This window comes from Paenibacillus hamazuiensis (assembly GCF_023276405.1).
Lineage (GTDB): Bacteria > Bacillota > Bacilli > Paenibacillales > NBRC-103111 > Paenibacillus_AF > Paenibacillus_AF hamazuiensis.
This window is the reverse complement of record NZ_JALRMO010000001.1, coordinates 7,742,126-7,754,772: the sequence shown is the minus strand read 5'-3', so window position 1 is coordinate 7,754,772 and position 12,647 is coordinate 7,742,126. Positions and strand designations below refer to the sequence as shown.

9 protein-coding genes are annotated in these 12,647 nt (G+C 57.1%); 1 reads left to right on the top strand and 8 read right to left on the bottom strand.

Features of this window, described 5'->3' with window-relative positions; translation table 11 throughout:
* Nucleotides 1-143 precede the first annotated feature (143 nt).
* The 5 genes from MYS68_RS34245 to MYS68_RS34225 form a co-directional block, all read right to left on the bottom strand.
* Nucleotides 144-1,397, bottom strand: a complete 1,254-nt coding sequence (locus MYS68_RS34245; protein WP_248930023.1) for an efflux RND transporter periplasmic adaptor subunit — start codon at nt 1,395-1,397, stop codon at nt 144-146.
* 21 nt (nt 1,398-1,418) lie between these two features.
* Complete coding sequence (locus MYS68_RS34240) at nt 1,419-4,520, bottom strand: efflux RND transporter permease subunit (protein WP_248930022.1); 3,102 nt, start codon at nt 4,518-4,520, stop codon at nt 1,419-1,421.
* 163 nt (nt 4,521-4,683) lie between these two features.
* Entirely contained in the window at nt 4,684-6,036 is a 1,353-nt protein-coding gene (locus MYS68_RS34235) for a sensor histidine kinase (RefSeq protein ID WP_248930021.1), read from the bottom strand.
* A complete protein-coding gene (locus MYS68_RS34230) occupies nt 6,033-6,710 on the bottom strand; it encodes a response regulator transcription factor (protein WP_248930020.1) in 678 nt (225 codons plus the stop codon). The genes MYS68_RS34235 and MYS68_RS34230 overlap by 4 nt, the downstream gene beginning before the upstream one ends.
* 75 nt (nt 6,711-6,785) lie before the next feature.
* Nucleotides 6,786-7,028 carry a hypothetical protein gene (locus MYS68_RS34225; protein ID WP_248930019.1) on the bottom strand — a complete coding sequence of 81 codons (243 nt, stop codon included), beginning with the start codon at nt 7,026-7,028 and terminating at the stop codon, nt 6,786-6,788.
* Nucleotides 7,029-7,175: 147 nt separating this feature from the next.
* Between MYS68_RS34225 and MYS68_RS34220 the strand changes: the two genes are divergently transcribed.
* Nucleotides 7,176-8,573: a hypothetical protein gene (locus MYS68_RS34220; RefSeq protein WP_248930018.1), complete on the top strand. Its 1,398-nt coding sequence runs from the start codon at nt 7,176-7,178 to the stop codon at nt 8,571-8,573.
* 242 nt (nt 8,574-8,815) lie between these two features.
* Here MYS68_RS34220 and MYS68_RS34215 read toward each other — a convergent pair whose 3' ends face one another.
* From MYS68_RS34215 to MYS68_RS34205, 3 genes are all read right to left on the bottom strand, one after another.
* On the bottom strand, nt 8,816-9,475 hold the full coding sequence (locus MYS68_RS34215) for a LuxR C-terminal-related transcriptional regulator (protein ID WP_248930017.1): 660 nt from the start codon (nt 9,473-9,475) through the stop codon (nt 8,816-8,818).
* 155 nt (nt 9,476-9,630) lie between these two features.
* A complete protein-coding gene (locus MYS68_RS34210) occupies nt 9,631-10,788 on the bottom strand; it encodes an oligogalacturonate lyase family protein (protein WP_248930016.1) in 1,158 nt (385 codons plus the stop codon).
* A gap of 102 nt (nt 10,789-10,890) precedes the next feature.
* Entirely contained in the window at nt 10,891-12,429 is a 1,539-nt protein-coding gene (locus MYS68_RS34205) for an extracellular solute-binding protein (RefSeq protein ID WP_248930015.1), read from the bottom strand.
* Nucleotides 12,430-12,647 lie beyond the last annotated feature (218 nt).

Genomic DNA, 12,647 nt, shown 5'->3' with positions numbered 1-12,647 from the left:
CTCTCAACCTGGCTTCCGGCTCCAGCCGGGGCCGTATTCGACCTGAGAGGCGGTTTTCCCGACTCTCAGCCACTACCCAGGCACGGTACCCGGGCCGAGAGACGCTTTTCCCGCCTCTCAGCCAATTGCCCGGGCTGAACAAGTTACTTCGCCGCATCTTTGGACACTTCGACCTTTTGCCCGTCCTTCAGCTGGTGCTGGCCGGAAACGACGATCTGCTCACCCGGCTGCAAACCTTCGAGCACCTCCTGGTTCGCGTCCTTGATCCGGCCGGTCTTGATCTTCCGTTTCTCGACCGTGCCGTCCCCCTTCACCACAAACACAAACGCATCCGCTCCTTCACGCACAATGCTTAAGGACGGCACGGCGACGGACATTTCCTCGTCTTCCGTCGTCAGCTGCACCATGGCGCGGCCGCCCGATTTCAGCAGCCCGTCGTCGTTAGGCGCCTCCAGCTCCAAAGCGTAAAGCTTCGTTTGGCTGTTCATCGCACTCGCGAGATAAGTGATCTTCGCCTTGCTCTTAAGCGACGGATTGTCGGTCGTGTAATAAACAAGCTCCTGCTTGCTGCCGATCAGCTTAACCGCCGATTCGGTCAAATCGGCCTTCAGCTTGACCGAGCCGGTTTGCTGGATTTGCCCGATTTTGCCGGTGCGGGATACGGTCATGCCGACATCGGCGGCAAGATCGGTCAGCACGCCGCTGATCGGCGCTTTGACCTCGTAATTGGCGAGCGTGTTGTTAACGTCCTGCAGGGCGAGCCGCGACGAGTTCACCTGCGTTTCCGCGGCCGACAGCGTACTCGGCGAATCGAGCGCCGCCAGCTTGTTTTGCAGACCCTGCAAATCCATCCGCGCGCTGTTTACCGTATTTTCCGCCTGCTCCACCTGGCGTTTGGTCACCAGGCCCGCATCGTAATCGTTGCGCATCTTGTTGTAATCCTTCGTCACGCTGTCCAGCTGCTGCTGCGCCTTGGCGATCGAGTTTTGCAGATCGGTGCGGTTGTTCTGCAAATCCTCGCGCGCCTTTTGCAAAGACTCCTCCGCGCCCTGCAGCGCCACCTCGCTTTTTTCCTTCTGCACCTGGACATCCTTCGTATCGATGCGAAAAATCACATCGCCCTCATGCACCGTATCGCCTTTATGCTTCAGCACCTCAAGCACCTGCCCGTCCGCTTTCGGCACAAGATCGACCTGGGACGAAGCGAAGATATCCGCGATCTGCTCCTTCGGATCGCCCATGCTCATTTTGACGGCCTTGGCCACCTTGACCGGCCTGTTTTCCGAAACCGACGCAGCGGTTACGTCCGTTTTCGGAGCGCAGCCCGCCGCGAGCAAGGCGACAAGCGCAAGCAGCGCCGCAGCGCGCCATCCCTTTTTTCCCATCACCTGATCCATATGGTTAAAAATCCTCCTTCGCTACATGCTTAGCTTCGTGCCGGATTCGCCTTTCGGCTTGCGGTTAAACCAGCGCCCGACCCGAGCTTTGAACGATTCGATGAGCTCATAAACGACGGGAACGACAACAAGAGTAAGAATCGTCGAAGTCGTCAGCCCCCCGATAACTACGACCGCCAGCCCTTTGGAGATAAGCGTCCCTTTGGAAAAACCGAGCGCCAGCGGCAGCAGCGCAACAATGGTCGCTCCGGCGGTCATGATGATCGGCCGCAGGCGCACCATGCCGGCTTCCATCAGCGCATGGCGGACAGTGTAGCCTTCCTCGCGCAGCTGTTGGGCGCGGTCGATCAGCACAATGGCGTTTGTCACGACAATCCCGATCAGCATCATAAAGCCGATCAACGACGTAATATTCAGCGACTCCTTGGTCAAAAATAAACCAAGCAACCCGCCGATCGCCGCCAGCGGCAGCGAGAACAAAATCGCAAACGGCGCCCCGGCATTGCCGAAAGCAAGCACCATAACCAGATACACGACGAAGACCGCGACGGCCATCGCGACGAACAGCTGGGAAAAGCTGTCCTGAATGTCGGCGGCAACGCCTTTGACTTCGCGGGAAACGCCGTCCGGCAGCTCCACCTTCGCCAATTCGGCGCTCACTTTGTTGCTGACGCCGGATTTGTTGGACGAGTCGATTTTTGCCGTAATTTTCACGACCTGCTCCTTGCTTTCCCGCTGCAGCGCGGCCGGCGCCTGCACCTCGGTCAGCTTGGCGACTTCGTTCAAGTAAACGGTCGTGCCGTTCGCCGTTTTCAGCGGCATTTTGCCGAGCTGCTCGAGCGAGTTTTTATCGTCTTGATTCAGCTCCACCGTCGTCTTGTAGGTGATGTTATCGAACTTCAAATCACCGAGGTTGTCCTTCTGAATCCAGCTGCGGGCCGCATCGCGGATTTGCGCGGAGCTGAGGCCGAACGCTCTGGCTTTGCTTTGGTCGACGGCGATTTGCACCTCGGTCTTCGAATCGCTTAAGGAATCCTCGACTTCGCTCAGTTCCGGGAACTCCTTGAGCTTTTCCTTAACGGTAGCCGCGGCCTGCTCGAGCAGCTTCTGGTCGTCGCCCTTCAGCGAGTAGGAGAAATCGGTCGACGATACGCCTCCTCCGCCTCCGGCGAGCGTCTTCGGCGTCACCTCGGAGCCCTTCGGCAGATCGTATAATATCGCGTCGGTATATTCTTTTTTCACTTTTTCCGGATCGGCATTCTTGTTCACTTCCGTGTAAATCTCGGCAGCGTACGCTACCTGATCGGTTTTGCCGTTATAGCCGACAAGCGACTCGACGAAAGTAAAGAGCGGCTCGCCCTTGGTGTCTTTCGCATTTTGCAGCATCGCTTCGATTTCCTTGGCTTTCTGGTCGGTGCTTTCAAGCGAAGTTTCATACGGCAGCTTGATTTCAAAATACATCTGCCGCTCCGGCTCGCTGTCCGGCACGAAGCTGACGGCCAGGTTCGGCACGATCGCCGCGATCGAAACGACAAACAGCAAACCTGCGATCAGCAGCGTTTTGATCCGATGGTTCAAGCTCCAGCCGAGCACGCGCTCGTACAAAGCCTGGACGCGGCCGCGCTTCGTTTCGTCGTGATGCGGGATTTTGCCGCCGCGCAGCACGAGCAGCTTGGCCATCATCGGTATGACGGTGAGTGCCACCAGCAAGGAAGCGAGCAGCGCGCAGCCGATCGTAATCGCAAACGGGCGGAAAAATTCGCCGACGATGCCGCTGACAAACCCGATCGGCGCAAACACGCCTACCGTCGCCAGCGTCGACGATGTGATCGCCATCGCCACCTGCTTCGTCGCCATCAGGATGACCGACTCGCTGCGCTCATGCGCTTTTTGCAGCGCCGAATAAATATTTTCAATAACCACGATACTGTCGTCGACGACACGTCCGACGGCAATGAACATGCCTCCCAGCGTCATGATGTTGAGCGATATGCCGAACTGACCCAACATCAGCAGCGTAATGAGGATCGACAGCGGGATCGAAACAAGCACGATCATCGTCATCCGCCCGTTGCGCAGGAACAGCAAAATCATCAGCGAGGCGAGCAGCGCCCCCGATATGCCTTCGCGCAGCATGCCGCTGATCGATTCCTTAACCTGATCGGCGCTGTTGTAGATCGATTTGAACGTCACATTCGGAAGCGTCTGCTGCCAGCCTTTGATCAGCTGGTCGGCTGAGTTGGAAAATTCCACGGCGTTGGCGTCCTTCGTTTTGTACAAATGGATGCCGAGCGCCGGTTTGTTGTCCAGCCTTGCGATGAAATCCGAATCGGTGACGGCTTTGACTTTGGAAATTTCCCCGAGCGTGACGGTATCGCCCCGCCCCGTGGTGATTTCCATGTTTTCCAGGTTGTACAGGCTGTCCAAATCGCCCGTCACGCGGGCCATTTTCGTATTGCCGTCAAATTCGACGGTTCCGATCGGGCCGGTGGAGAGGGCGCTTTTCAGCGCTGTGCTCACCTGCGTCGGCGTCATGCCGAGAGCGGCGATCGCATCCGCATCAAGCTGGATGTCAAGCGACGTTTCCCGGGCTCCGATGGAGTCGATATGGTCGACGCCTTTGATCCCTTCGAATCCCGGCTTGATCGTATCTTCATAAATCTTGTCGAGCTCCGTCTGGCTCATGCCGTTGTCGGCATAAACCGCCAGGTAATATACGGGTATCGAAGCGAAACCGAACGTCGATACTTTCGGCCGGTCCGCCGTGCTCGGCAGCTTCACGTCCTGCAGCAGGCTTTCGATATCCTGCTTCTTTTTATCCGTGTCGGTATTTTGCTCGAACTCCACGATAACCGTCGAAACGTTATCGCTGGACGTCGAAGATAACGTATTGATGCCCCCGATGTTGGCGATCTTATCTTCGATCGGTTTGGTGATTTCGTCCATGACGTCCTTCGGCGGAGCCATGTACGTGGTCGTGATCAGCACGACCGGAAACGACACGTCCGGCATGTTTTCCACCTTCAGCGTCGATGCGGAGTAAATGCCTCCCCCGAACAACAAGGCGATGATGATAATGACCGCCGATATGTTTTTCATGGAGAAGCCGGTCAGCTTGTTCATGGTGTCCCTCCTTGGTCCTGCAGCATATTCCTCACCATAACGGGCCAATATGAACTGAATGTGAACCGGACCCCGCTTGCCGGAAACTACCAAATCACGCAAAAACGCAAATAACCCTCGGCCCGGGAACTCGTCTGTTTCAACGCTCCCGCAAAACCAAGGGTTATTTCGTATATCCGGGCAAAATAACGGTAAACACTGAGCCGCGTCCCGGCTCGCTGTCGACTTCGATGCGCCCGCCGTGCAGCGCGACGATCTTGTGAGCGATCGCGAGCCCGAGTCCGCTGCCGCTTAGCGTACGGTTCCGGGAGCGGTCCGCTTTGAAGAAGCGCTCGAAAATCCGCTCGCGGTCCGCTTGGCTGATGCCGATGCCGTTATCGGCGATCGATACGCCAATCTCCCGCGTGCCGGCTGCGGCGCGGATTCGGATCTTGCCGCCGGGCGGCGTAAATTTGATGCTGTTGCCGAGCAGATTCAGCCACACCTGGCTGAGCTGGTCTTCGTCGGCGTGAATTTTCAGCGGCGGCAAATCGACGTCCAGCTCGATCGTCTTTTCCATCCACTGCGGTGCACAGGCGACGACGACATGGCGCAGCTGCTCGTCCAGGTCGTAGGTGCGCGGATGAAACGGATGCCGCTCGGATTCGAGCGAAGCAAGCTTGAGCAAATTTTCGCTCAACCGAGACAAGCGCTCGCTTTCCGTACGGATGATATCCAGATAGTGCAACCGCTCTTCCTCAGGCATGTCTTTATTCCGCAGCGCTTTGGAAAAACCGGAAATCGAAGTGAGCGGAGACTGAATCTCATGCGAAACGTTCGATACGAAGTCCTGCCTCATCTGCTCCAGCTGCCTCAGCTCCGAAACCATATGCTGGAAGCTTTGCGACAGCTCCCCGATTTCGTCACGACGCCTGTTCCACTTCATTTCCACGTTAAAATCGCCTCTCGCAAGACGCCGGGTCGCGGCCGTCATCGCGCGCAGCGGCTTTACGAGATATTGGGCGGCGACAAAAATAAACAAGCTTCCCGCCGCCAGCGTAATAGCCAGCGACGTGTGTATGATCGGAACGAGCCACGTTTCCCACCGGTTGCGCGACGCTTCCATAAAAATCGCATTCGGCTCGCCGCCGATCCGAAACGGGATACCGACGATGATGCGCCCCGGGTCCGCGGCGCCGCCGCGGTAAATCTCTCCGCGCAGCACCTTGCCGGCGATTTCCGGTGTAATTCCCGGCGGAGGCCGCATCTCCCCGTCGCTTGCGCCGGGGGGCCGCAGCAGGCTGACATTGTAGCTGCCCACTGCGTTCATGCTTTGGATGAACGCCCCGATGTCGCCCGTGCCGAGCCTCGCGTACAGCTTGACCATCTCGGTCCCGGCCGACAGCATCTCCTCCTGGATTTCCTTCGCCACGCGGTCGCGGTAAAGGTACGTCGTAATAAAAAAGGAAGCGATCAGTCCGAACACCACCGCCGCCAAAAACGTCAAAACGACGCGGCCGTACAAGGTGCGGATCATGGCTTCAGCTCCAGCCGGTAGCCGAGTCCGCGCACCGTCACGATCGCGAACGGCGACGTGTCCTCGGGAAATCGTTCCCTCAGCCGTTTGATGTGCACATCGACGGTCCGGTCGTCGCCTTCGTAATCGATGCCCCAAATGTGCTCGATCAGCTGGTTGCGGGTGAAAATTTGCCCCGGATGGCTCGCCAGCATGAAGAGCAGCTCGAACTCCTTAGGCGGCAGCATCGTCCGTTCCTCTCCCCGCTTCACCTCGAAGCTGATCCGGCTGAGCTCGACGTCCTTGATCTGCAGCTTCTGCGACGATTCGATGCGGTAACGCTTCATGACCGCTTTTACACGCGCCACAAGCTCGGGCGGATCGAACGGTTTGACCACATAATCGTCGGCGCCAAGCTGAAAGCCTTTCACCTTGTGCCCGGTCTCTCCTTTGGCGGTCACCATCAGCAGCGGCAAATCGGGGTAATCCCGGCGCAGCTCGCGGCACAAATTCCATCCGTCCATCTCCGGCATCATGATGTCGAGAATGACCAGATCGACCTTGCCGTCCGCCACCGCCCGGAGCGCTTCTTTTCCATTCTCCGCCTCGCGTACTTCAAAACCTTCCTGCTGCAGGTAATATTTCATCAGCTCACGGATATGGGCGTCGTCGTCCACTACGATAATTTGGGCCATATGCTACTCCTCCATGTATCAAGGTTGAGCAGTTTTGCGCCCGTTATACGCCGGTTTCGAAAAAAATAACCCGCATCAGCGGTGCTGTGTCGTCACATATACAATCAAACTGGCCGTCGTCGTTGTGAGCACGGTCAGCAGAATCGTAATCAACCAGGTGGGGCGGGCGCTCAGAAGTTTGACGATGTCTTCCACTTTTTCGTTGATTTTTTCAAACGCCTTGTCGTGGGCATTCAGCCTTTCCACAGATTGCTTCACCGCCGCCTCGAGCTGCGTAATCCGATGTTCGGTTTCTCTTTGTTCTCCCATATCGGCCATGCCCTCACCTCCTTTCAAATTTCTTAAGAATAATATATTCATAGAATCAAAAAAGGGGTTGGACGTTCTTGCCTTGTCTTTCGCACCTTTTAAGCGCCCGTACATATGATGTACTACGACTAGGCGTTTATCATGGAGGCGATACCCATGGGTATTGAACTGGTTTCCCTGCATTGGGTGTATTTGCTGTTTATCGTGCTGATCATCGGTTTTATGGTCATGAGGCGGGATACGACGCTGCTCTGCGTCGTCGGCATTTTCGCGCTCGGTCTCATTGCGACGCAGTCGCTCAGCCACTCGATCAGCGGGGTGTTTAACAGCTTTATTTATGCCATTAAAGAACTGCTCGGCACCATACTCATCATCTCGATCATCGTGGGGATGAGCCGGGTGCTGACGCGCACCGGTATCAACGAAGTGATGATTTCCCCGTTCGTCAAGCTGATCCGGACGCCGGGACTTGCCTTTTGGACGATCGGCCTGCTGATGATGGTCATCTCGTGGTTTTTCTGGCCGTCCCCGGCGGTCGCGCTGATGGGGGCCGTGCTGCTGCCCGTCGCGATCCGCGCCGGTCTCCCGGCGCTTGGCGTGGCGATGGCGATGAATCTGTTCGGACACGGCATCGCGCTGTCCGGCGACTTCGTCATCCAGGGCGCGCCGAAGCTGACCGCAGATGCCGCCGGCATCCCGGTCGGCGACGTGATCCAGGCGAGCGTGCCGCTCGTCATCGTGATGGGCGCGGTGACAACCGTGGCCGCGTTCTATATGCTGCGCCGCGATATGAAACGCGGTGCGCTCCCTGCAGCGGCTGGGCAAGCCGAGCCGGTCGCGAGGCCGCACGAAGCCGGCACGGTCGCCCTCTCCAACGGCAGCAAGGTGTTCCTCGCGGTGCTGATCCCGATTCTGTTCGCCGCGGACGTCGTCGCGATGTCGCTCCTTAAGCTGCAGGGCGGCGATGCGACCGCGCTTGTCGGCGGCACGGCGCTGCTCATCATGCTGCTGATCGCGCTGCTTGCCCATCAGGGAGCCGGCCTGGAGCGGGCTACGGAATATTTGGTCGAAGGGTTCCACTTCGGCTTCAAAGTATTCGGCCCCGTCATTCCGATCGCGGCGTTTTTCTATCTCGGCGATTCAGCGTTCACCGAGCTGTTCGGCCAAACGCTGCCAGCCGGCTCGCACGGCATCGTCAACGACCTCGGCGTCGCGCTCGCGTCCGTCGTGCCGCTGAACGGCGCCATCGGCGCAGTGACGCTGACGGCGGTCGGCGCGATCACGGGCCTCGACGGCTCCGGCTTCTCCGGCATCTCGCTCGCCGGCTCGATCGCGCATCTGTTCGCAGCCGCCATCGGTTCAGGCATCGCGACGCTGACCGCGCTCGGGCAAATTTCCGCGATCTGGGTCGGCGGCGGCACGCTGATTCCGTGGGCGCTCATCCCGGCGGCGGCCATCTGCGGCGTCGATCCGTTCGAGCTTGCGCGCCGCAACCTGAAACCCGTCTTGATCGGACTGGGCGTGACGACGATCGTTGCGATGTTTTTGCTCTAGCGGCGGCCGGTGCGGCGAGCGCCGGATGACGCCGCCGGACCATGTCACCCGGCGGCTGCGGGCTCCCGCAAAAGAAGAGCGGAGCAAGAGATGCGCCACGGCGTGATGGCGGCTATTCGCCGACATTGCGCGTTTGACGTATCAAATGCTCCGCTAAATTTTATGGTTTTTTCCATTCGCTCTGTCAAGGTGTAAACCCTTCCGGCGGAATACTGCCGGTTAAAGCATGCGCGGCGGTGCCTTTACCCCTTCTGCAGCCGCTGCAGCTTCATGATGGCCAGCTTTCTGTCGCTTGTGCCGATTTTTCCGTAGATGGAGCTGACGTAATTTTTCACTGTACCTTCGCTGATCAGCAGTTGTTCGGCGATTTCCCGATTTTTCTTGCCTTCCCGCATCAGCTTTGCAACGGATGCTTCCTTACGCGACAATATCGACTTCTCCTTGCTGCGCCAAGCTCCTTCGAGGGCAGTGAATGCGCCGGTTTCGGCAAAACGAAGCCGGTCCACCAGCGCAGCGACGGCGGCCGGCGATAGCAAAAAATGTCCCGCCGCTGCCGCGCGGATCGTATGAAGCACTCGATCGAAGGGCTGGTCCATGGACAGAAAACCGGTCGCACCGCCGGCCAGCCCTTCAACGATGCTTTCCTCCTCGGTTACCGTCGTCATCAGCAGAACAGCCGTTTCCGGACGCAGCGCTTTGATTTTTTTCACATGAACAATCGCATCACCCGGCAGCCGAATATTCATCAGCACCACGTCCGGCTCAAGGCGATCCGTCATATCGACGGCTTGTTCGCCGGACAAGGCTTCCCCTACGATATGTATCTCGCTTTCCATCGATAACATTTTTTGCAAACCTTGGCGCATCAGCATCACGTGCTCGGCAATAAGGATACGTATCATCGCATTTCTTCCTCCGTCACATTTGCTTCATTTCCCTCCAATATACCGTGTTTGGGCCGAACGGTGTATTATACTAACGTATAGTTTTTCGTATACTTTTTAGTAAAAATGCCTCCCACCGGAAAGAGCTTTCCGGCGACGGAGGCATCTTGTTTTCATCTATTCTCGTAATCCGGCAGCCCGTTCGCCTCCTCAGGGATGTCGAGCAAATACAGATTGGCGTATCCGTTCCGGTCGCTCGTATACAGAAGCTGTTTGCCGTCCGGACTGAAGCGCGGATGCACATGCACCTTCTGCACGTGGAAGCTGCATCGGTGCTCGGCCAGCCGCTTCGGCCCCGAGTACGTATCGCCGATGCGACGCCAGTAAATCAGCTCGTTCAGCGGCGCTTTCCCATCCACTACGACCTGCGAAATGCCTTCGGCATACGCATGCCAATTGCGGAAAGCGAACTCGACCTCCTCTTCTCCGGTATTATCAAGCCCGATAGAGCCGAAAAAGCCGGTGCCGTCGGTGCGGAAGCCATGATAACCGATACGCTTTCCGTCCGCATGCCAAAACTCATGGCCGACCATCTCGAGCTCCTCCCGGCGGGGGCGGATGGCCCAAGTGCGCCCCGTGCTCAAATCGCAGCCCCAAATGCGGTGATCGACGAGATGCCACGGACCTTCATGGCAGTAGGTCAGAAGGTGGGGATCGATCGGGGAGGCGTTCACATGGCCAATCCAATCGTTCTCCTCCACCATCGTCTCAGCCGGTCCTCCGGCCGCAGGGATGCGGATAATTCGCGACAACGGCCTTGCCTCCATCACTTCCCGGTGCCCAATGTAGCCGTTGCTCAAGTCGATGCGCACACGGTGCGACAAATCTTCGTTCAAGGAGGTCAGCACATGCCGGCCATCCGCCGAAACGCACAGCTGCCCGACATTGAAGCCTTCCGGCCCTTCATAGAGCGGCCTTTCCCCCAGCGTCGCCATGTCGAGCTCTACGACCGTTTTTCCCGTCTTGTAATACGCCTTCGTTCCCGCCGGATTGAGACATGCGCTCAGAAAATCGCTGCCGCAAGGCAGATCCGTCAGCTGCGTAATCTCTCCGGTGTCCAATCGGATGCTGAACAGATTTGTCCGGTTGCCGCGGTCCGATACGAAAAGCAGCTTCTTTCCGCCGTCATACCAGCCGTTTTCGGTAAAATACAAATGATAGCTGTGCGCCTGGTAATCCGTCAGCTGCCGCACCTCCACTCCGCTTACCGCATCGCGGTAAGACCGCCATTCCGCCGGCCACACCGCACCTTTTCCGCTTTCTTTTATCATTGCTGCCAGCCTCTTCCCGCACCTCTTTTTAATATTGCATGCGAAACAAAGGGCAGCACCCTCCCGCCTTCCGGCCGGGGATGCTGCACCTTAAGTTTCTCCTCACTTACCGGTCCGCTTTTTGTAAGCGTCGGTAATTTCCTGGCTCATTTTAACCACGTTCGGATCGTTTTTCATCTTGTTGATGTAGTCGTCCCATGCGGACAGCGGAGCCGAGCCGAGCAAAATTTTCGTCTTCAAGTCCTGCAGATTTTTTTGGAATTCCGGCAGGAACTGCTGGGCGGTCGGCGAGTACAGGCCGATGCTGATATCCGCCACGCTGTTTTTCGCGCGCTCGTCCTGGATTTTTTTATACAGGTCGTTCGCTTCTTTCGGGAAAAATACCTTCGTCGAGCTTGCATAAGGATCGGCCACATACACGATCTGGTTGAAGTCCGGGCCGCCGTCTTCGTTCAGCTTTTTCGTATCGACGACCTTGACCCCATCCTTGACCGTATGGTGTGTTCCTTCAAAGCCGTAAGTCTGGATGGCAAAAACATCGTCGTTCATCCAGGTGTCGATCAGCTTGAGGATCCGCTTCATCTTCGCTTCCGGCACCTTTTTCGGAATCGCCAGCACGCCGGCAAAGCCGGGGCCTTTCGGGTTGTAGTTGTTGATCGAAGTAATCGGGTAAAAATCGGTTTCCTTGAAGTTAGGCATAATTTTCTTCATTTCCATGAAGTAATCGTTCATCGTACCCGCTTTGTCCGTAAGCATGCCTGCTTTGCCGGCCTTGAACAGGTCCTTCACCTGCGTGCCCTTCATGGAAGCGAAGTCTTCCGGAATAAGCTTTTCCTGGACGGCCTTCTGTAAAAACTCCAGCGCCTTGCGTTCTTCCGGCAGGAATGCGGCGTATACCATTTTGCCGTCAACCAGCTTCCAGTTTCCGTTGACGCCGGTAAATGCGTTTTCGATTTGGCCGAGCGAACCCATGTCGGTCGGGTTCACGTTGGCCGAGAAGCCGATGGTATCCTTCTTCCCGTTTTTGTCCGGATCGCTTTCCGTGAACGCCTTCATCATCGCGTACAGCTCGTCGGTTGTCGTCGGCACCTTCATGCCGAGCACATCGAGCCAATCTTTCCGGACAATAAAGAAGGAATCGGCCTCCGCCGGACGCGGACGCGGGATCGAATAATTTTTCCCGTCCTCCATTTTCGTCAGGTCCCAGGCGGTTTGCGATATTTTCGAAGTCAAGTTCGGATAGTCCTTGATGTAATTCGTCACGTCCCAAAAAGCGCCCTGCTGCACCATGGAGCGAAACACCGGCGAAAACGGATTGTCGATGTAAGTCAGATCCGGAATGTCCCCCGAAGCTAATGTAACGTTCAGCTTGTCCGTGTACGTGTTCGAGGAAACCCACTGGATCGTCATTTTGGAATTGGTCGCTTTCTCGATCGCCCGCTTCAGCACGTTGTCGTCCGCCGGAGGGGTCGGGTTCAGCAGAATCGTCATAATGCTGACCTGCAGCGGCTCCTCGGCCTTGCCTCCTGCCGTGTTGGTCGCGCTTTCATTTTTACCGCCGCTGCCTCCGCATGCCGCCAGAATGCCTGACAATGCGAGAACCGATGCCAGAGACGCGAGCGCTTTCTTTTTCACTTTCATTCGTGACTCCTCCCTTATAAACCTGTTTCGAATAGCCGGCAGCCTTCCGTTCACGTGGATACGGTCAAATGGCGCCCCGGTGTTAGTTTCAAGGTAAAGGAAAGGCTGCCTTCAGGCAATGAGACTTTCTTGCAAATACCGGTTTTCGCGGTGTGGACTTTATTGCAGGACCAGTAGAAAAGTGTGCTCCCCCTAAGTCCCCCCGGCGGGGGGACCCC

Bases quoted from the DNA above. Each gene is read 5' to 3' on its own strand.
- MYS68_RS34225 (WP_248930019.1), bottom strand. From the start codon at position 7,028: ATGGCCGATATGGGAGAACAAAGAGAAACCGAACATCGGATTACGCAG.
- MYS68_RS34245 (WP_248930023.1), bottom strand. From the start codon at position 1,397: ATGGATCAGGTGATGGGAAAAAAGGGATGGCGCGCTGCGGCGCTGCTT.
- MYS68_RS34215 (WP_248930017.1), bottom strand. From the start codon at position 9,475: ATGATACGTATCCTTATTGCCGAGCACGTGATGCTGATGCGCCAAGGT.
- MYS68_RS34205 (WP_248930015.1), bottom strand. From the start codon at position 12,429: ATGAAAGTGAAAAAGAAAGCGCTCGCGTCTCTGGCATCGGTTCTCGCA.
- MYS68_RS34240 (WP_248930022.1), bottom strand. From the start codon at position 4,520: ATGAACAAGCTGACCGGCTTCTCCATGAAAAACATATCGGCGGTCATT.
- MYS68_RS34230 (WP_248930020.1), bottom strand. From the start codon at position 6,710: ATGGCCCAAATTATCGTAGTGGACGACGACGCCCATATCCGTGAGCTG.
- MYS68_RS34220 (WP_248930018.1), top strand. From the start codon at position 7,176: ATGGGTATTGAACTGGTTTCCCTGCATTGGGTGTATTTGCTGTTTATC.
- MYS68_RS34210 (WP_248930016.1), bottom strand. From the start codon at position 10,788: ATGATAAAAGAAAGCGGAAAAGGTGCGGTGTGGCCGGCGGAATGGCGG.
- MYS68_RS34235 (WP_248930021.1), bottom strand. From the start codon at position 6,036: ATGATCCGCACCTTGTACGGCCGCGTCGTTTTGACGTTTTTGGCGGCG.